The sequence below is a fragment of the Pseudomonas sp. GP01-A4 genome (assembly GCF_058780865.1).
In genome coordinates, this window is sequence record NZ_JBYSWF010000002.1 from 98,566 (window position 1) to 116,606 (window position 18,041).

The 18,041-nt window shown below is 58.6% G+C and carries 27 protein-coding genes; 24 read left to right on the top strand and 3 right to left on the bottom strand.

Features of this window, described 5'->3' with window-relative positions:
* Positions 1-3: 3 nt before the first annotated feature.
* From AC3WKX_RS02340 to AC3WKX_RS02375, 8 genes are all read left to right on the top strand, one after another.
* Positions 4-603: a phage tail assembly chaperone gene (locus AC3WKX_RS02340; protein WP_102604830.1), complete on the top strand. Its 600-nt coding sequence runs from the start codon at positions 4-6 to the stop codon at positions 601-603.
* A 107-nt stretch (positions 604-710) separates the two neighbouring features.
* A complete protein-coding gene (locus AC3WKX_RS02345) occupies positions 711-1,886 on the top strand; it encodes a phage tail sheath protein (protein WP_057709702.1) in 1,176 nt (391 codons plus the stop codon).
* A 57-nt stretch (positions 1,887-1,943) separates the two neighbouring features.
* Positions 1,944-2,459 carry a phage major tail tube protein gene (locus AC3WKX_RS02350; protein WP_102604829.1) on the top strand — a complete coding sequence of 172 codons (516 nt, stop codon included), beginning with the start codon at positions 1,944-1,946 and terminating at the stop codon, positions 2,457-2,459.
* Positions 2,460-2,507: 48 nt separating this feature from the next.
* The gene (locus tag AC3WKX_RS02355) at positions 2,508-2,843 is read left to right on the top strand and encodes a phage tail assembly protein (protein ID WP_057709700.1); all 336 of its coding nucleotides are present in this window, start codon (positions 2,508-2,510) and stop codon (positions 2,841-2,843) included.
* Between the two features lie 8 nt (positions 2,844-2,851).
* Positions 2,852-2,971: a GpE family phage tail protein gene (locus tag AC3WKX_RS02360; RefSeq protein ID WP_102604828.1), complete on the top strand. Its 120-nt coding sequence runs from the start codon at positions 2,852-2,854 to the stop codon at positions 2,969-2,971.
* Positions 2,961-5,699: a phage tail tape measure protein gene (locus tag AC3WKX_RS02365; RefSeq protein WP_102604827.1), complete on the top strand. Its 2,739-nt coding sequence runs from the start codon at positions 2,961-2,963 to the stop codon at positions 5,697-5,699. Before AC3WKX_RS02360 ends, AC3WKX_RS02365 begins: the two co-directional genes overlap by 11 nt.
* Before the next feature lie 6 nt (positions 5,700-5,705).
* Positions 5,706-6,146, top strand: a complete 441-nt coding sequence (locus tag AC3WKX_RS02370) for a phage tail protein (protein ID WP_057709698.1) — start codon at positions 5,706-5,708, stop codon at positions 6,144-6,146.
* Entirely contained in the window at positions 6,143-7,447 is a 1,305-nt protein-coding gene (locus AC3WKX_RS02375; protein WP_057709697.1) for a phage late control D family protein, read from the top strand. The genes AC3WKX_RS02370 and AC3WKX_RS02375 overlap by 4 nt, the downstream gene beginning before the upstream one ends.
* 5 nt (positions 7,448-7,452) lie before the next feature.
* Here AC3WKX_RS02375 and AC3WKX_RS02380 read toward each other — a convergent pair whose 3' ends face one another.
* From AC3WKX_RS02380 to AC3WKX_RS02390, 3 genes are all read right to left on the bottom strand, one after another.
* Positions 7,453-7,893 (bottom strand): hypothetical protein, encoded by a 441-nt coding sequence (locus AC3WKX_RS02380; RefSeq protein WP_134327138.1) that lies wholly within the window; start codon positions 7,891-7,893, stop codon positions 7,453-7,455.
* A 173-nt stretch (positions 7,894-8,066) separates the two neighbouring features.
* Positions 8,067-8,228, bottom strand: coding sequence for a hypothetical protein (locus tag AC3WKX_RS02385; protein WP_157255539.1), 162 nt, complete (start codon positions 8,226-8,228; stop codon positions 8,067-8,069).
* A gap of 215 nt (positions 8,229-8,443) precedes the next feature.
* Positions 8,444-8,782 (bottom strand): helix-turn-helix domain-containing protein, encoded by a 339-nt coding sequence (locus tag AC3WKX_RS02390; RefSeq protein ID WP_057709695.1) that lies wholly within the window; start codon positions 8,780-8,782, stop codon positions 8,444-8,446.
* 84 nt (positions 8,783-8,866) lie between these two features.
* Here AC3WKX_RS02390 and AC3WKX_RS02395 point away from each other — a divergent pair, with 84 nt between their 5' ends.
* The 16 genes from AC3WKX_RS02395 (at position 8,867) to AC3WKX_RS02470 (ending at position 17,997) form a co-directional block, all read left to right on the top strand.
* Positions 8,867-9,067 (top strand): DNA-binding protein, encoded by a 201-nt coding sequence (locus tag AC3WKX_RS02395; RefSeq protein WP_057709827.1) that lies wholly within the window; start codon positions 8,867-8,869, stop codon positions 9,065-9,067.
* 29 nt (positions 9,068-9,096) lie between these two features.
* Positions 9,097-9,567 carry a YmfL family putative regulatory protein gene (locus tag AC3WKX_RS02400; protein ID WP_102604826.1) on the top strand — a complete coding sequence of 157 codons (471 nt, stop codon included), beginning with the start codon at positions 9,097-9,099 and terminating at the stop codon, positions 9,565-9,567.
* Positions 9,567-9,863, top strand: coding sequence for an ogr/Delta-like zinc finger family protein (locus AC3WKX_RS02405; RefSeq protein WP_057709693.1), 297 nt, complete (start codon positions 9,567-9,569; stop codon positions 9,861-9,863). The genes AC3WKX_RS02400 and AC3WKX_RS02405 overlap by 1 nt, the downstream gene beginning before the upstream one ends.
* Positions 9,863-10,234, top strand: a complete 372-nt coding sequence (locus AC3WKX_RS02410) for a hypothetical protein (protein ID WP_057709692.1) — start codon at positions 9,863-9,865, stop codon at positions 10,232-10,234. Before AC3WKX_RS02405 ends, AC3WKX_RS02410 begins: the two co-directional genes overlap by 1 nt.
* Before the next feature lie 76 nt (positions 10,235-10,310).
* Positions 10,311-10,544 carry a hypothetical protein gene (locus AC3WKX_RS02415; protein ID WP_057709691.1) on the top strand — a complete coding sequence of 78 codons (234 nt, stop codon included), beginning with the start codon at positions 10,311-10,313 and terminating at the stop codon, positions 10,542-10,544.
* Between the two features lie 12 nt (positions 10,545-10,556).
* Positions 10,557-13,274: a toprim domain-containing protein gene (locus tag AC3WKX_RS02420; RefSeq protein ID WP_173883017.1), complete on the top strand. Its 2,718-nt coding sequence runs from the start codon at positions 10,557-10,559 to the stop codon at positions 13,272-13,274.
* 25 nt (positions 13,275-13,299) lie between these two features.
* Complete coding sequence (locus AC3WKX_RS02425; RefSeq protein WP_102604824.1) at positions 13,300-14,118, top strand: hypothetical protein; 819 nt, start codon at positions 13,300-13,302, stop codon at positions 14,116-14,118.
* A gap of 25 nt (positions 14,119-14,143) precedes the next feature.
* Positions 14,144-14,491 (top strand): DUF7673 family protein, encoded by a 348-nt coding sequence (locus tag AC3WKX_RS02430; protein WP_102604823.1) that lies wholly within the window; start codon positions 14,144-14,146, stop codon positions 14,489-14,491.
* Positions 14,488-14,694 carry a hypothetical protein gene (locus tag AC3WKX_RS02435; RefSeq protein WP_102604848.1) on the top strand — a complete coding sequence of 69 codons (207 nt, stop codon included), beginning with the start codon at positions 14,488-14,490 and terminating at the stop codon, positions 14,692-14,694. Before AC3WKX_RS02430 ends, AC3WKX_RS02435 begins: the two co-directional genes overlap by 4 nt.
* Before the next feature lie 57 nt (positions 14,695-14,751).
* Positions 14,752-15,015, top strand: a complete 264-nt coding sequence (locus tag AC3WKX_RS02440; protein WP_102604822.1) for a hypothetical protein — start codon at positions 14,752-14,754, stop codon at positions 15,013-15,015.
* Between the two features lie 2 nt (positions 15,016-15,017).
* Positions 15,018-15,608: a Mu-Gp12 family protein gene (locus AC3WKX_RS02445; protein ID WP_102604821.1), complete on the top strand. Its 591-nt coding sequence runs from the start codon at positions 15,018-15,020 to the stop codon at positions 15,606-15,608.
* Positions 15,605-15,856, top strand: coding sequence for a hypothetical protein (locus AC3WKX_RS02450; RefSeq protein ID WP_102604820.1), 252 nt, complete (start codon positions 15,605-15,607; stop codon positions 15,854-15,856). Before AC3WKX_RS02445 ends, AC3WKX_RS02450 begins: the two co-directional genes overlap by 4 nt.
* 14 nt (positions 15,857-15,870) lie before the next feature.
* Positions 15,871-16,722: a DNA adenine methylase gene (locus AC3WKX_RS02455; protein WP_102604819.1), complete on the top strand. Its 852-nt coding sequence runs from the start codon at positions 15,871-15,873 to the stop codon at positions 16,720-16,722.
* Positions 16,719-17,492 (top strand): hypothetical protein, encoded by a 774-nt coding sequence (locus tag AC3WKX_RS02460; RefSeq protein ID WP_102604818.1) that lies wholly within the window; start codon positions 16,719-16,721, stop codon positions 17,490-17,492. The genes AC3WKX_RS02455 and AC3WKX_RS02460 overlap by 4 nt, the downstream gene beginning before the upstream one ends.
* Entirely contained in the window at positions 17,489-17,785 is a 297-nt protein-coding gene (locus tag AC3WKX_RS02465) for a hypothetical protein (RefSeq protein WP_102604817.1), read from the top strand. The genes AC3WKX_RS02460 and AC3WKX_RS02465 overlap by 4 nt, the downstream gene beginning before the upstream one ends.
* 2 nt (positions 17,786-17,787) lie before the next feature.
* Complete coding sequence (locus AC3WKX_RS02470) at positions 17,788-17,997, top strand: hypothetical protein (protein WP_102604816.1); 210 nt, start codon at positions 17,788-17,790, stop codon at positions 17,995-17,997.
* Positions 17,998-18,041 lie beyond the last annotated feature (44 nt).

The window sequence follows — 18,041 nt, forward strand, 5'->3', positions numbered from 1 at the left end:
TCCATGAATGATTCTGTACTGGTGGTGCATCAAGCCCACCCTGTGACTGGTGAATACCTTGGGCCATGCCAGGCCGATCCTGATCCTCTGGTGGAGGGAAACTGGCTGATTCCTGGTATGGCATTTGTTGAAAAGCCACCTGAGCCAGAGCCAGGCTTTGCGGTTGTGCATGTTCCTGGGAACGATGAGGTGTGGACTCAGCTCGCAGACCATCGCGGCACCGTGTACCAGAAAGAAACGGGTCAGCCGACGCAGTGGGAAACTTTTGGTGCTCTCCCTGACTTTGTCACTGACAAGCCATTCCCAGGTATGGGATTTCGTTGGGGTGGCCAGGATTGGCTACTTGACGAAAACCTGCGTCAAACTGGCTTGATCAACGCCGAGCGCCAATGGCGCGATAGCGAAATCGAGTCGGTCAAATGGCTGCGAGAGCGCCATCGAGATCAGCAGGAAATTGGGGTAACGCCTTCTCTTTCAGCGATTCAATTTAACGAGCTACTGGTCTACATTCAGGCCTTGCGCGATTGGCCGCAGGCTTCCACCTTCCCATCAATGGATGACCGCCCCACCCCACCGGCATGGATCGCCGATCAGTCACAGTAGTCGCAAGAACCTGTAATGCCTCTCCCTACAAGCCCCCGCGCTCGCCCAACCGGCGCGCGCGCGGCAGCCTGTGCACTGTCATTCCATCACAGCGCAGGCAACCACCCATGGCCGGTTCAGACTATCTCCACGGCGTGCGGGTCATCGAACTCAACGACGGCACCCGCCCCATTCGCACCATCCCCACCGCAGTCATCGGCCTGGTATGCACGGCTGAGGATGCAGACCCACTTATGTTCCCGCTGGACACACCTGTCCTTCTGACCAGCGTTCAAGCCGCCATCGGCAAAGCCGGTGTGAAGGGGACCCTTGCGTCCAGCCTGCAGGCAATTGCCGATCAGACCAAGCCATACACAATCGTGGTGCGGGTCAAGGAAGGCGCTGACGAAGCGACCACCACCAGCGCCCTGATCGGCACCACCACGGCCGACGGCAAATACACCGGCATGAAAGCTCTGCTCGCCGCCAAGGCCCGCGTGGGCATGACGCCGCGCATCCTTGGCGTACCAGGCCTCGACAGTTTGCAGGTGGCTACGGCTTTGGTGTCGGTTGCCCAAGACCTGCGCGCCTTCGCGTACGTCAGCGCCTGGAACTGCAAAACCAAGGAAGAGGTGGTCGCTTACCGCGAAAATTTCGGCGCCCGCGAAGCCATGGTGATCTGGCCAGACTTCCTCAATTGGGACACCGTCACCAGCAAGACCGTTACCGCCTCGGCAGTTGCACGCGCCCTGGGCCTGCGGGCGAAGATCGATCAGGAAACCGGCTGGCACAAGACTCTCTCCAACGTTGCCGTCAACGGCGTGACCGGTATCAGCGCCGACGTGTTCTGGGATCTGCAAAACCCGGCTACCGATGCCAACTACCTCAATAGCAACGAGGTCACGACCCTGATCAACGAGGGCGGCTTCCGCTTCTGGGGTAGCCGAACCTGCAGCGACGATCCGCTGTTCGCCTTCGAAAACTACACCCGTACCGCGCAGATCCTCGCCGATACCATGGCCGAGGCGCACATGTGGGCTGTGGACAAGCCCATGCACGCCTCCCTGGTGCGGGACATCCTTGAAGGCATCAACGCCAAGTTTCGCGAGCTGATCGCCCAGGGCTACCTGATCGGCGGCAGCGCCTGGTACCCGGAAGATATCAACGACAAGGACACCCTGAAGGCCGGCAAGCTGACGATCGATTACGACTACACGCCTGTGCCGCCGCTGGAAGACCTCACCCTGCGCCAGCGCATCACCGACCGCTACCTGATGCAGTTCGCCAGCCAGATCAACGGCTAAACCGGGGCTCCCCGCGAGGGGAGTTGACCCGTTGCCAAATACCCGGAGAAGACCGCCATGGCTATGCCACGCAAACTCAAGAACCTCATGTTGTTCAACGACGCCAACATCTACAGGGGGGTGGTGAAGTCCATCACCCTGCCCGTGCTCGGCCGCAAGATGGAAGCCTATCGCGGCGGTGGCATGAATGGCCCGGTCAAGGCTGACCTTGGCTTTTCCGACGACGGTATCCAGTTCGAATGGAAGACAGGTGGCCTGGATCTGATCAGCCTGAAACAGTTCGGTATGGCCAACGCGTCCGGTGTGGCCTTGCGCTTTGCAGGTGCCTTTGAGCAGGACGATACGGGAGAAGTCAGCGCCGTAGAAATTGTCGTCCGTGGGCGTCATGAGTCCATTGAAATGGGCGAAGCAAAGCCAGGCGAGGACACTGAGCACACCATCAAAACAAGCTGCACCTACTACAAGTTGACCGTCGACAACGAAGAGATCATCGAAGTCGACCTGCTCAACTTCATCGAGAAGGTTGACGGTGTTGACATGCTGGAGAAACAGCGTAACGCCCTCGGCTTTTGATAGCCCCACCGCGCCATAACCGTTTGCCCATCACTAGGAGCTTTACTCATGGACACCGCAGCTACCGCACAGACTGACGTTAAACCATTGGTCGACGACAACACCGTTATCCTCGATACACCGATCCGTCGTGGCACAACCACCATCGACAGCATTAGCCTGCGCAAGCCAAACTCGGGCGAACTGCGCGGCGTTAGCTTGGCCGAGTTGCTGAACATGGACGTTGCTAGCCTCCTCAAAGTGCTGCCGCGCATCAGCACCCCGACCCTTACGGCCGTCGAGCTTGCCGGCATGGACCCTGCCGACCTGTTCATCCTCGGCAACAAGGTGTCTGGTTTTTTGTTGCAGAAGCAACTGAAGACGGATGCATCCCTCGTTGCGTAGAAGACGCCATGGCCGATCTGGCCGTGGTTTTTCACTGGGCGCCGGGTGACATGGATCAGCTGGGCCTGCAGGAACTGATGGACTGGCGCGAACGGGCGCGTATTCGGAGCAGCGTCGATGGCAAATGATTTAAAACTGCGGGTGTTGCTTGACGCCATCGACAAAGCAACCGGCCCGTTGAAGAAAATCACCGGGGGCAGCACCGAAACGGCCCGCGCACTCAAGGCCGCTCGTGACCGCCTGAAAGAACTCAACACCCAGCAGAAAGATGTGAGCGCCTGGCGCTCCCAAAAAACTGCCGCCGACGAAACCAAGCAATCTCTGGACGCCGCCCGCGAACGAGTTAAAGCCCTCAGCCAGCAATTCGCCGCGACCGGCGCCCCGACCAGAGCAATGACCAAGGACTTTCGCGCAGCTGTGCGCGAAGCCCAACGCCTAAAACAAGAACACCTACAGCAAGGCATACAGCTCCAGGGGCTGCGGTCCAAGCTTTCCGATGCAGGTATCAGCACCAAAAATCTTAGCACCCACGAACGTCAGTTACGTGAGCAGATTAGCGCCACCAACAACAGCATTGCTGAGCAGGGGCGCCGTCTGCGAGCCCTGAACGCCAATCAGGAACGCGCAGCAAAAACCCGGGCACGCCTCGACAGCACATACAGCGGGCGCAAGCAGTTCGCCGGCAACGCTGCTATGGCAGGCGCCGCCGGTATGGGCACGGGATACGCCATCGGCCATGGCCTTTACGCGCCTCTACAAGAGGGTAAACAGTTCGCGCTTGAAGAAAACCGTGTTGCCGCCCTGGGCCTGGGCAAGGAAGACACCGGCAAAGCGATTGAGTTTGCCAAGCGCATGAAAACCTACGGCACCAGCGTGACGGAAAACCTAACGTTGGTTCGGGATGCAATGACGGTGTTTGCCGACGAGCATGAAGCGGAAATGGTTGCTCCCAAATTGGCGAAAATGAAGTTTGCCAACCACGCGATGTACGGTGAGGAAGAAGGCTCTGAGAACGAACGCAAGTTCATGGATATGCTCAAGGTGATTGAGCTGCGCGGTGGCCTGGCCAGTAAAGAAGCGTTCATCAATCAAGCCGATATCGTGCAGCGCATCCTTACCGCCACCGGTGGCCGTGTTGGGCCGAATGAATGGCTGAACGTGATCAAGACCGGCGGTGTAGCGGCCAAGGGCATCAAGGACGAAGCGTTCTACTACCAGATGGAACCGCTGGTGCAGGAAATGGGTGGCCATCGTGTGGGTACAGCGATGATGAGCGCCTATTCCAACATCTACCAGGGCAAGACCACCAAACGTGCGGCGAACAATCTAGAACAACTGGGCCTGGTCGACCCGGCCAAGGTCAAGCATGACAAGGCTGGGCAAATTGCTTTCCTCGACGTCGGTGCGATCAAGGGCAGTGAGCTGTTTCGTGAGAACCAGTTCGAGTGGATGGAGAAAATCCTGCTGCCGCAGCTGGCCGCCAAAGGCATCACGGACAAGAAGCAGGTGCTGGATAGCATAGGCAGCATTTTCTCCAACCGAACCGCCTCCAACCTGTTCGCGCAGATGTACTTGCAGCGTGAGCAGATCCACAAAAATGCCAAGCTCAATGCCGGTGCCGACGGCATCGACCAGCTCTACGACAAAGGCATGAACACCGCTCAGGGTGCTGAGCTGGAACTGCTCGCACAAAAAGCCAATGCCTACCGGGAAATGAGCGACGCGATTCTGCCCACCTACGTCGAGGCGCTGAAAAGCATCACCGCAGCGATCAAGGGCGTCACCGCATGGATGAAGGAGAACCCTGCAGCCGCCGCTGCCATGACGAAAACCCTGATGGTGGTCGGCGTGCTGGCGGGTGTCTTCGGTGCGCTAGCCTTGACCCTGGCCAGCTTGATCGGACCCTTTGCCGTGGTCAGCTACGGCATGGGCTTGTTCGGCCTCAAGAGCGCCGGGGTGGTTGCCGTCGCCCAGCGGCTGTTCCCGACATTGGTTGGCCTCGCCAAAAACGCGTTCCCGATGCTAATGCAGGGCATTCGCTTGCTGGCCGGGACCATGGGCGGCGCGCTGCTGACAGCAATTCGGATGGTAGGCATTGCCCTGTGGGGCCTTGCGGCTAATCCGATCGTTCTGATCATCGCCGCCGTTGTCGCCGCAATTGCCGGCGGCGCCTACTTGATCTACCGGAACTGGGACGCAGTGAAGCTATATTTCAGCAACGCCTGGACGGAGATCAAGGCCGGATTCGATGGCGGCATCGGCGGCATCATCGCCACGCTGGTGAACTTCAGTCCGTTGGGGCTCGTGTACCAAGCCTTCGCCGGGGTACTGAGCTATCTGGGTATTGAGCTGCCGTCACGGTTCACCGAGTTCGGCAGCATGATCGTCAATGGGTTGGTGAACGGCTTGATATCCGGCATGGGCTTGGTGAAAGACACCATCGTATCGATCGGAGACTCGACCATTGGGTGGTTCAAGGAAAAGCTCGGTATACACAGCCCATCGCGGGTGTTTGCGGAGCTGGGCGGCTTCACCATGGCGGGACTGACACAGGGGCTCGAAAACGGTGAAGGGGGGCCACTCACCGCACTGAGCAAGTTCAGCAAACAACTCACTGCCGCCGGCGCAATGACCCTGGGCACGATGAGCGGAACGGCGCTGGCAATTGATGACCGCCCGCCCATCAGCGCGATGAGCAGCCCCACTTACGACAGCCACGATCAGTACGAAATAAACATCCATCCCAGTCAGGGTATGGATGCCATGGCAATTGCGCGGGCCGTGCGTGCGGAACTGGCCCGTGTTGAGAGCGAAAAAAACGCCCGTACACGCAGCAAACTGTCAGACCTGGAGTAACCCCGCATGATGCTCGCCCTCGGCATGTTCGTGTTCAGCCTCTCAACCGCCGCCTATCAGGAACTGCAGCGCCAAACCGAATGGCGTCACGCCAGCAACAATCGGATCGGTGCCGTACCCGCGCGGCAGTTCCTTGGGCGTGGCGACGACACCATCACGCTGCCAGGTGTGATCCTGCCTGAGCTGGCGGGCAGCGGCCTCAGCCTGGACGCCATTCGATTGATGGCTAACACCGGCAAGGCCTGGCCTATGGTCGAAGGCAGCGGCCGCATTTACGGCCTATGGGTGATCGAAAGTCTGAGCGAAACCAAGACTATTTTCTTTAGCGACGGCACGCCTCGGCGCATTGAATTCAGCCTGTCCCTCAAACGTATCGATGATGACCGGATCGACCTACTGGGCGCCGGTACCGCCGTCGGCGTGAATATCCTGCGCAGGTTGCTATGATCGACGCCGCCCTTTCCCGTGTGACCGGGTTTCTGAAAGACACGGTCGACCGCTACAAACGCGATGCGGCGTATCCGGTACCGGCTTTTCGCGTGACCGTCGACGGCAACGACATCGCCCAACTCATCAGCCCGCGGTTGATGAGCCTTGAATTGACCGACAACCGCGGCATCGAAGCCGATCAGCTCAGCATCACCCTCAGCGACCACGATGGATTGCTGTCGATTCCCCCCAAGGGTGCGGTGGTGCGGTTATGGCTGGGCTGGAGTGACACCGGCTTGGTCGACAAAGGCACCTACACCGTCGACGAGATCGAACACAGTGGTGCGCCGGATATGCTGAGCATCCGCGCTCGCTCGGCAGATCTACGCAAGGCCCTCAAAACCAAACGCGAGCGCAGCTGGAGCAATACCACCCTCGGCGACGTCTTGGGCGATATCGCAATAGGCAACGGCCTCACCGCCACCATTGCCGGTGCGCTCGACGGTCTGCCCATCCTGCAGCTCGATCAGGCGAACGAATCTGACGCCAACCTGATCAGCCGCCTGGGTGAAGAGTTCGACGCGGTGGCCAGCGTCAAAGCGGGATGCCTGCTGTGCATGCCAGCCGGTGGTGGCAAGACCGCCAGCGGCCTGGACCTGCCCCACATCACCCTCACCCGCGCCGACGGCGACCAGCACCGCTACCTGTTGGCTGACCGCGACAGCTACGACGGTGTGCGTGCCTACTTCTACGACGTGAACAGCGCCAAGAAGCAGGAAGCCATTGCCGGCGGCGGCGAAAACCTCAAAGACCTGCGCCACACCTACAGCGACAAGCAGTCTGCCCTTCGTGCTGCCCGGGCGGAATTCAACCGCCTGCGCCGTGGCAGCGCGACCCTCAGCTACACCCTGGCGGTGGGCCGTCCCGATCTGATCCCGGAGCTGACCTACACGCTGCAAGGCGTGAAGGCTGAAATCGACGAAATCATCTGGTACGGCGGCAACGTGCAACACAACCTCAGCCCGGACAACGGCTACACCATGAGCCTGGAGCTGGAAAGCAAGTTGCCGGAAGACACCGTCGATGACCTGGCGGTGGAGAACAAACTGGATTACACCGGGATCATCGCCTACTACCGGGATGACAAAACCGGGAAAGAGAAAACTATGACGGCCGGGGACCAGGATAAGCCTCGGCGTCTGCTGTGGCTGTACGCCAACAAGAACACGGCCAAGCGGGCTGTGGATCGGGAGTGGAAGCGGCTTCAGGCGACGAAGGCTGAAACGGGAGGCCCTGCGGACGGCGGGGCCAAGGTGTAGGAAGGTTACTCGGCGAACACGGTAATGGTCGTGCCACCACCGTCACGGGCAAAGGCCTGGCATTCGATGGCCAGTCCTTTTTGCTCGACGGTCGCAATCTCGCTATCGTCTTTCAGTGCCTGTTGGCGGCATTGCTTGGACGCCTTCACCACTTCGGCAGCGGAGCGTTTTGATACCAGGCCGCCAGTACGGCCGACAAGGTCATAAAACGCTTGATCAGGGGCTGGGCCATCCCAAGTAACAGCAACGTTGGGAGCACCCAAGGCACAACTGAGCGACAGCGCGATATTCGGACCGTCACGATACTCGGTGGTTTGTTTGCCCTCAGTTTGCTTGACCTGGGAAAGGTGGCGTTCCTGCTGGAGCGCAGCGAGAACATCGTCGCAGGGTTCTGCCAGGGCGTTTGTGGAGAGTGCAAACAGCATCAGGCCGGTGAAGGCGCCCATCAGTACGTCAGTTTTCACAGCATTCCCTCTATGGATCATTCCTTGAGACCGTCGGATCTTTGGTGTTGCCAAAGCACATAGGCTATTTGGCAATCACTAATTCGGCAATAGCGCAAGCCTCATACTGGCAGCATCAGCCTCTTTAAAAAGCCCGGCGAACCGGGCTTCCCCTCCTACTGAGCGTTCAAGAGTGCATCAATAAAGCGCAGCACGTCGTTCCGGTGTTCCTCGCTCAACTGCCTGAACACCTTCACCAAGTGAAGCTCCGCGTGTGTAAAACGCTGTTCTTCACCGCTTGCGGTTTGATTGGTCTCTGCATCGCTGTTCACCAACATGTTCTACTCCCTTTACAACACGTAACGGGCGCCCGGCACTATCGGTAGTGCCGTCGAAAACACCCGGCGAACGAGCGATTCTCAGCATGTTTTGGTGTGCCACCACCCCCGCCATGCAAAAAAGGCAACGAACACTTTGGGCAGAGAAATAAGTCAGTGCAGTCCACAGGAACTAAGGCCGATTGGCCGCCGCAGACCTAGAACGAGACAAAAGTTTAAGTAGTAGTAGAGATTGCTAAAGCGCTCGTCAGCCTCTGGACGGATGCTTTATCGCCCTCCGATAGGGATCGGTAGTTTTCTAGAATTCGAGACTCAGCACTGTCAATCCCATCTTTCGACAGCAAGGTCTTCGCGCCTGTCAGCACGTACTGAATGTCCACACCCGCTCTCTCAAGAGCCGCCAGGTATCGCAAATCGGGCGAATTAGCGCCCTGTTCGTAAGCCTTCTGTGTCCCTCGGCTGACACCTCCGAACGCCCCGAAATCAGTCTGACTAAGGCCCAAACGGTCGCGCTCTTCTTTTAGGCGATCGCCCACCCCATCAGAAATGTACATTTTTATGAGCAACCCTTATTGACTTGTATATTTTTCTGTTCAAAAATGCCCTCACACAAACACGAACGAACACACATGAACACTATGCCCGCCCCTCTGACACCCGAGCAAGCCCGCGCAGCTCTTGACCGCAAGGGCGTCAGCATTGCCGAGTTCTGCCGTACATATGAGTTGAACAGAAATTTGGTCAGTGACCTGCTTAACGGCCGCAAGAAAGGTCGTCGTGGCGAAGCACACCGGGCGGCGGTATTGCTCGGGATCAAAGACGGCGTGATTACAAACTAGGGCCTCTGGCTCCAAGGGGATACCAGAAGATGAAACGCCCAGTTCTAGACAGCAGAAAAAGCGTCGTCATGGCCGTGATCGGTGCCTACCCTGGCGGTCGGTCGTACGCCTCGGCAGACCTCGGCATGCCGATTAAGAAGTTCGACAACCAGGCCTACGAAAATGCAGGTAGTCGCCCGCTGACCGACGAGCATATTCACCGCCTGGAGAAGGTTGCCGGTACCACCTTCCTACCGGACTACATCGCCTCAATGTACGGCGGCATGTTCGTACCGCTGAGCCTCCCGGAAACCCTGGACAACGTTGAGCTGTACACCCGTTCGCTCAAAGCCTCGGCCAAGCGCGGCAGGGTTGACCAGATCATGTCTGCGGCCCTGGATGACGGAGTCATCGAAAAGCGCGAGGCCGACGCAATCATCGCCGCCCTGGTCACCTACATGTCGGCTCGTTACGCCGAGGTGTTCGCGACTATCCAGCTTTACAGCCAGGGAGCTGTCTAGTGAGTACTTACAAACTCGTCTGCCCTTGCTGCAACAGTTCTATGCGCATCCGTACCTCCGAGGGGCAGACGCCTTGCTTCCGCTCGATGTACTCGGAATGCACCAACTTGCTGTGCGGTGCCACCTTCTCCGGGTCGTTGGTTTGGGAATATCAGCTCAGCCCGTCCGGCATTGAGCGGCCCCTGACGGTTTTGCCCACGGCTCCCACAAAGGTTCGGCTACTTGCACGTCAGAACCTCAAGTCGAAAAACGATCAACCCGATCTGCTGGACCAACTGGAAATGGAGCGCGCGTGATGAACCTCGATCAACAGACTCATGACTACCGCAGCAGCATGCAACAAGCTGCTTTCGCTTACCTGCAACGCCACGAGGCTGAACACCTGGTGGATTCCGATTTGCTGTTCGATCGCTGCATTCGCCACCTGACACTTGCGTTGGAAGTTCCGGTGTTCATGGCGCCAAAGCTTGTTCACAACGCCTGGACTGAACTGCAAATGATCAAAAAGCGTCGTTGGATCGGCGTCGACTGGGCCACCGGGGCTGACAGCACCCGTGTACACCTGGTGGACGTTCTCGCAGATCAACGCTTCCCAGTTCCGGCTCGCTTTCTGCCGCAAAAAATGCTCGACCAGCGCAACGCCGTACACAAGCCACACCCTCAGTAACGCTTCCTTTTAACCCCCCGCCCTGCCCCATTCCCAATGGGTTTGGGTGAGCTTTGCCCGCAATCCGAGGTGGACCATGGAAATCGACATCGCCATCACCGCAAAACTGCCCCGCGACCAGGCAGAGGCCCTGCTACAGGACCTGCGCGCGCAGTACTCGGCGCAGCTCAACGAGCACTGGTATGACGATCGGTTTCGCATGATCCCCGAGGGTTTGCGGCACGGCTCATTGCTGGTGGCCTTCCCCGGGTTGGCAGCAAGAAAAAGCCTGATGGGCGCCCTTAAACACAGTCTCGACGAAGCGAAGTAAGCCACGATGGAAATGAAAGAAAGGCTGCGCGCCGACGTCATCCAACGCATTGAGCGGGATTACCAGCTCAAGCACATGCGCGGCACCGAATATATGCGTAAGGGTGTTTGCCCTGCCTGTGGCCAGAAGACCCTCTACACCTTCTACGACTCGCCCTGGACACTGATCTGCGGACGGCCGGAAAAGTGCGACCACCGCGTCCATGTGAAGGACGTTTACGACGACTTGTTCAACGACTGGAGCAAGACCGCCCCGTCGACGCAAGACAACCCCCAGGCCACGGCACGCGCATACCTTGAATTTGCACGGGGCTTCAAATTTGAGCTGATTGCCGGTTGGTTCACCCAGGACAACTACTGGGATGGCCGGCTAAACATCGGCAGCGCCACAGTACGTTTCGCCCTGGAAAAGGGTGGGTACTGGGAACGGCTGATCGATCGGCCAGATCGCTTCGGCAAGATGAAAGCGCGCTTCCGCCCCACCGGCGATGGTTTGTCCGGCTACAAAGGCGTCTGGTGGTGCCCGCCGAGCGTCGACCTGCTGGAAGTCGACGAGCTGTTCATAGTAGAGGGAATTTTCGACTCCATTGCACTGGTGCACAACGACGTGCCAGCCGTGTCGATGATGTCCAGCGCGCCCTGCCCCATCGACTCACTCAAGGCTCTGGCCAAGCTGCGCCACGATGCCGACAGGCGCTTGCCGGTACTTGTGTGGGCATTGGATAACGAGCCTGTCGCCAAGGCCAACATGCGCCGTTGGGCGAAGGAAGCGCGCGAGCTGGGCTTCACCTGCAAGGCTGCGGTGATCCCACAGCCCAATGGAAAAAAGGTTGATTGGAACGACCTGCACCTACGGTGGAAGCCGATCGAGGGCGACGACAAGCGTGCCGAGCGGATCGAACAGGATCTGGACGAAGCCCGTCACCACGGCGATTTGCTGCTGGCTGACTCGGCTGAAGAAAAGGGGTTCCTCATTTACCTGCGCGACGAGCGCAAGGAATTCAACTTCACCTTCCGCAAGCGCCTTTACTGGTTTCGGCTGGACCTTGAGCGGTACGACCGTGCCATGGCCGATCTGGAGAGTTCAGACCGCCATGAGGACCAACTGCTCAACGACGACCAAAAGCGCTACAAGGCACTGCGCCAATCTGGCTCGGTGACCAGCATCGCCAACTGCAATTTCCAGGCGCTGTATTACATGCGCAACGACCTCACAGATGAGGCCTGGTACTACTTCCGTATTGAGCGCCCGCAAGGGCCGGCCATCAAAAGCACATTCACTGCCAAGCAGCTCACTTCGGCGCCTGAGTTCGCCAATCGCCTGCTCAACGTCTCCAACGGCGCGATGTTCGAGGGTAGCGCCCAGCAGTTGAAACGGATCCTGGCGCCGCAGCTCGATTGCCTGAAAACCGTCAACACCATCGAATGGATCGGCTACAGCCGCGACCATGGAGCCTACGTCTTCAACGATCTTGCTTTTCACGGCGGCAAGGTCCAGGTGCGCAACAAAGAAGACTTTTTTGACCTCGGCAAACTGAGCATCAAGTCACAGAGCCAGTCGCCGGTGTTGCACATCAACACCGACCTCAATGCCTACAACGAAGGTTGGTTCGACATTTACTGGCGCTGCTTTGGCGTACAGGGCCTTGTGGTACTGGCCTGGTGGCTGGGTGCATTGCACGCAGAGCAAATCCGCCAGATCCACAAGTCACTGATGTTCCTAGAGCTGGTGGGTGAAGCCGGCTCGGGCAAGACCACCCTGGTGGAGCTGCTGTGGAAGTCGGTCGGGCGGACTGATTACGAAGGCTTCGACCCGTCCAAAGCGACGGCCGCAAGCCGTGCGCGCAACTTTTCGCAGGTCAGCAACCTGCCGGTCGTGCTGATCGAGTCGGAGCGTGAGCAAAAGGAGGGCCAGCCGGTTAAACACTTTGACTGGGACGAACTGAAAACCGCCTACAACGGCCGCAGCGTTCGCTCCACGGGCGTGAAAAACAACGGCAACGACACTCACGAACCGCCATTCCGGGCCGCCCTGCTGATAGCTCAGAACAACCCGGTGAACGCTTCGGAACCGATCCTGCAGCGTATCTGCCATGTGCATCTGACACGCGAGCACCACACCCCGGAAACCAAGCAGTACGCCGAACAGCTGGAGCGTATGCCGATGGACAGCATCAGCGGCTTCCTGGTCAAGGCACTGGAACGCGAAACCGAAACCATGCGGCTGATGGAGGAAAACACCTCCGGCTACGAGCAGGAGCTGCTGGCCCAGCCTGGCGTGCGCACTGTGCGTATAGCCAAAAACCACGCCCAACTGCGCAGCCTGGTGGATGCACTCGCCGGGGTCGTTCCCCTCGGCGAGCGTCGCAAAGCCCTTGCACACGCCGAAATCAGCCGTATGGCCTTGGAGCGGCAGCAGGCGATCAACGCCGACCACCCGACCGTGCGCGAGTTTTGGGACCTGTACGACTTCCTCAATGGCATGGACGAGAAAGGCGCGCTCAACCATGCGCGGCGCGATGGCCTTATCGCCGTGAACCTGAATGAGTTCGTGGAGATGGCTGCCAACAAGCGGCAGCAGGTTCCCCCGCTGAGCGATCTGAAGCGCCTGCTCAAGACCAGCAAGTCACCCAAGTTTCTGGAGTCGAACAAGCCCGTCAATTCAGCGCGCCAGGTCGACGCATTCAACGCCAGTAAAACCATTCGCTGCTGGGTATTCCAGGGCGTGTAACCACCGCAAAAACAGGAGCAACACCATGCAAAACGAACTCAAATCGGCTATTCGCTTCAATGATTTTGTCGCCTACTTCGGCGCCAGAGGGGTAGTTGCTTTGGCCTGGTGGATGGGGGCTGCGCATGCCGCCCGTATCCGTGAAGACCAGAACAGCTTCCCGTTCCTTCAGATCAACGGCGCCGCCGGCAGCGGTAAGTCGCTGATGCTGGAGTACCTGCAAAAGTTGAACGGCCAAACCCCTTATGCACATTCGCTGGCTCACGCTACCCAGGCCGCACGGGCTCGCATCTACGCCAACGCAGAAGGGCCGATCGTCATTTGCGAACACCACGATGAGCCAGAACAACCCTTCGATTGGGATGAACTGAAGCCGCTCTATAGCTCCGGCGACGTCATCAGCCAGGAGGGAGGTGATCGGACCCAGCGCGTGACCTTCAAGGGTGCTCTCGTGATCACTGCAAACCAACCGTTGGAGTGCAGTGAGGCGGTCCGCAGTCGAATGGTTGTGGTCGATCTTTCAGGTGCCGACGCCCATACGCCCAGAATTCGGCCCGAGGCTATCGGCGACCTCAACGCAAACGAGGCAAGTGCATTCGGTATCAAGGTGGCTCAGGCAGAAGACTGGATTTCCAGCACCATCAAAGTTTTTTTGCCCGGTTACCAGGGGCAGCTAATGCACAAATACGGACCACGCCTGAACGCGCGCACCGCACTCAACTGCGCGCAAATGCTCGCTCTGCTCGACCTGCTTTGCTCTCTTCTCGCGATCCCGCAGGACGTCCAGCTTGATGCCAGGAAGGTGGTTCACGACATCGCTTTCCTCGACACCATTCCTTATTGATCCGGCCTTCGAAAGGAGAATCCGCATGAATACGCCTGCCCAAACCCAACAGCCCAACTGGTTTAAGCAGTTGCAAGAGTTTGAAGCCAAGCGCCCCGCCATCCGCAAGGCCGGTATTGAGGCACTGAACCGCCTGATCCCTGTCGCCCGGCGTGATACAGGCCAAAGCGCCGTGATTGGCCGGTTTCTACTCGGGCTCTACAACGGCCACGACTACCCCTTCGTGCTCACCAGCCTGCGCGGCCTCGACACCGCACTGTTCGACGACTGCCTGGCGGTGCTTCAACTGGACTACTCGCCAGAGCAAGAGGTGCATACGTACCTCCCCGATGGCGATGCCATCTGGGAAGAACTGATAGGGACATGGGCATGAAATGGGCGCCGAAGCGCAATAGAGACGGGCAACTCCAGCAGAACTGCTGGGTGACCGACAGCGGCTACACCGTCGCGTTGTGCCGGTTACCAGAGTCGCGCTACCCCGTCACTCGGCCAGGGGGCGAACTGCCCTTCGCTTATGCGAAAGACCGGGACGAAGTCATAACGATCATTCAGCAAGACCAGGCCAACCCGGCCTGAAAGATGGTGTCGAGGAGCGCCAACTCCCCGACACCTACCACCCAAAGGAGACGCACCATGCAAGTGAATCACCCCCAAAGCAGCACCGCAGAGGCTACCACAACCCCACTCGCCGTCGGCGATAAGGTCAGCTACGTCGCAATCAGTGGTGGCGGTCGCAGCTACCGTTTCAGCGCGCGAAAAGCCGTCATCCAGGCAATCGACGGCAACGTCGCCACCTTGCGTAGCGCCAATGGCCGCACTACCAAGCAGCCGCTGAGCAAGTTGACACCAGATGGCCAGCCCAACGCGCTGACACGAATGCTCATGGGAGGGCAGTGACCATGTCCGATTTTTTCTACAAGTCCAGCGAGCCCGCAACAGTTGCCATCGTTCGCGAGTTTTACGCACAGAAGGACATCCTGATCGCCCAAACGGCTGTGCTTGGCTCAATGTTCGGCGGAAAAGTTGCACCGATGCGAGATATCACTTCTCACTTTGCTGGTGGTGTGAAACTTACAGGCGGTGCTGAGCTGGATGCGCACTGGTGCCGCCCTGATGACTATGGCTATCGCTCACTGCGCAGCACCGCCAAGCTTGCCAAAGGCATGTCGAAGGAAGATCGCGCAGCAGTTCGGGCTGAGCATGAACGCCTGGTTGCCTTGTGGGCAGAGCATTGCCCAAAAAGGCTCAGCTCCCATGAGTATTGGCAGCGGTTGGGGGTAAACACAGGCCACTTGCTCATGAGCGGCGGGGTCAAGCTTGAACTCGACGGCACCGCGTACTTTCACCTGGGCTTTCAAATCAATGAAGCCGAGCACCTGGCCAACGTGGCGGCTGGGAAACCATCCTGTGGGTGGATTGACGGCGCGGTAGAGATACTGGCAAGCCAATACGAGTCCGCACGCGTGGCGAAGCTGGGGCAACGATCATGACTGTTTTCCTGCTGCTTTACTTGTGCGCGGATGCGACCCGCACAGATTGCCAGGTGGTGAAGGCTAATAGCTGGAGCGGCCCTTACGCCAACGAACAATGCGCCGCCGCCGTGCCAGGCCTGACCAAGGCACTGACTGCGCCCAACCGGGAGCGGCACCGGTTCGTTTGCGAGACTCAGGGCGCCGTGGCGAAACCTGCAGAACATACGGCTCAGCCGGCTCGCATTCATCAATCGTTTCGGATGTGAGGGGGGGGTAACCAATGACGATTACATCACCGGTCATCCGTTACCACGGTGCGAAGTTCCGGCTCGCACCGTGGGTGCTGCAACACTTCCCACAGCACACTTGCTACGTCGAGTCATTCGGTGGCGCCGCCGGCGTGCTGATGCAGAAGGTCCGATCATATGCCGAGGTCTACAACGACCTGGACGGCGATATCGTGAACCTCTTCCGAGTGCTACAGGATCAAAATTCCCGATCAGGACTTGTTGAACGCCTAGTGTTCACACCTTATTCGCGGGAAGAATTTGAGTTGTCGTGGGAGCCTTGCACCGATCCGATAGAACGCGCCCGCCGAACGATCATCAGGGCTCAGATGGGCTTTGGCTCTGCCGGCGCGACCAAGGGAGTCACGGGTTTTCGTATTGACACCAAACGCCAATACGGCACAGCCCAGTCACTATGGGCGGGCTACCCCGATCAACTTGCAGAGGTTGGCCAGCGGCTGAGTGGAGTGTTGATCGAGAACAGGCCGGCGATCGAGGTTGTTAAGGCGCACGACGGGCCGCAGACCCTGCACTACGTTGACCCGCCCTACGTGCACGACACCAGATACAAGGGTGCATCTAGCGGCAGGTACTACAAGCACGAAATGGATGACGCGGCCCATCGGGAATTGCTGGCAGTTCTGCTCGAGCTAGAAGGCATGGTGGTTCTGTCTGGTTACCCAAGCGACCTGTATTCCGAACTGCTACCAGGCTGGGCTAGTTACGGTACTTCCGCTCGTATCAGTGCCGGGCGCGGCTCCGCAACCCGAACTGAATGCATATGGATGAACCCCCAGTGCCATTGCCAGTTGAATCGCCTATCGCTGTTTGGAGAACTCAGATGAATAACCCGCGCATCATCTGCCAGTTCAGCTGCGGGGCAGCGTCGGCCGTGGCTACCAAACTGGCGCTGACTCAATACGGCGCAACGCACGACGTGCACGTCATCAACGCTTTTTTAGCCAATGAACATCAAGACAACCGCCGCTTTTTGCTGGACTGCCAGAAGTGGTTCGGTCAGGAGGTCGTCCAGCTTCGGGACGAGAAATACGGGGCTGACATTATTCAGGTTTTCCGTCGCGAACGGTTCATGAAGGGCCGAAACGGTGCGCCCTGCACCAAGCTGCTGAAACGTCGACTGCTCGATAGCTGGAAGCAGCCGGGAGACATGATGGTTTTTGGATACACCGCTGAGGAGGCAGATCGCTTAGACGACTTCCGCGACAGAAACCCGGATCGACCTGTTATTGCCCCTCTGATTGACGCTGGCCTGGGCAAAGAGGACTGCAAGGCAATGATTTTGCGGGCGGGTATTGAGCTGCCGCTGATGTACCGATTGGGCTACGACAATGCCAACTGCATCGGCTGCGTGAAAGGCGGTGAAGGCTACTTCCGTGCAATCCGGCAAGACTTCCCGGAGCAGTTCGAAGCGTTGTGCCAGGTCCAGGACGAGCTGGGCGAAGGTTCATACCTTTTCCGTGATCGAGCCACCAACGTGCGTTTTTCCCTGCGCGACCTGGGCGACGGTCCGGTACGGCGCAACGAAAAAATCCCGGCTTGTTCGTTTTTCTGCGAGATGGCCGAGGCCGATATCGCTCAGGAGGATCATACATGACGCATAAATGCTACCGACGCGATCCAGAAGTGCGCGCCATCACCGATCTGGTGAGCGATGAGCAAATGCAAGCCGCTTTCCAAGGCACCAACTTCGGACACACAGACTTCCGTGGCCTGTTGGCTCAGGGCTGCATAAAGGCGTTGGCCGGTTGGCACCAAGGCCACACCCTGACAACCATTCTCGACGAGTTGCGCATGATTAACTGGAACAAGCAGACCAGCAAGATCAAGGTTACCGCCAAAGGTCGCCACTACATTTGGCTCGCTTTCCAAAGCCGTCCGGGGGTGTAGCCGTGAACAACGGTAAATCCTTCCCCTGGAACCTCGACCTAACGGGTGTCTGCGACCAATGCAACAGATCCCGCGCCCACGGCAACCACCAGAAGTGCAGCAAGGCGCGCCAGGCGGCCAACGCCAAGCGCCGGGCAGAGGAGGCCCAAACCGGGGTCACACCGGCACCTAGAAAAAGTGCCAGCCTGTTCTGGTTACTTCGCCAGCAGTGATCGGCAACACTAAACCCGCAATACATCAGGCCCGGCGACGGGCC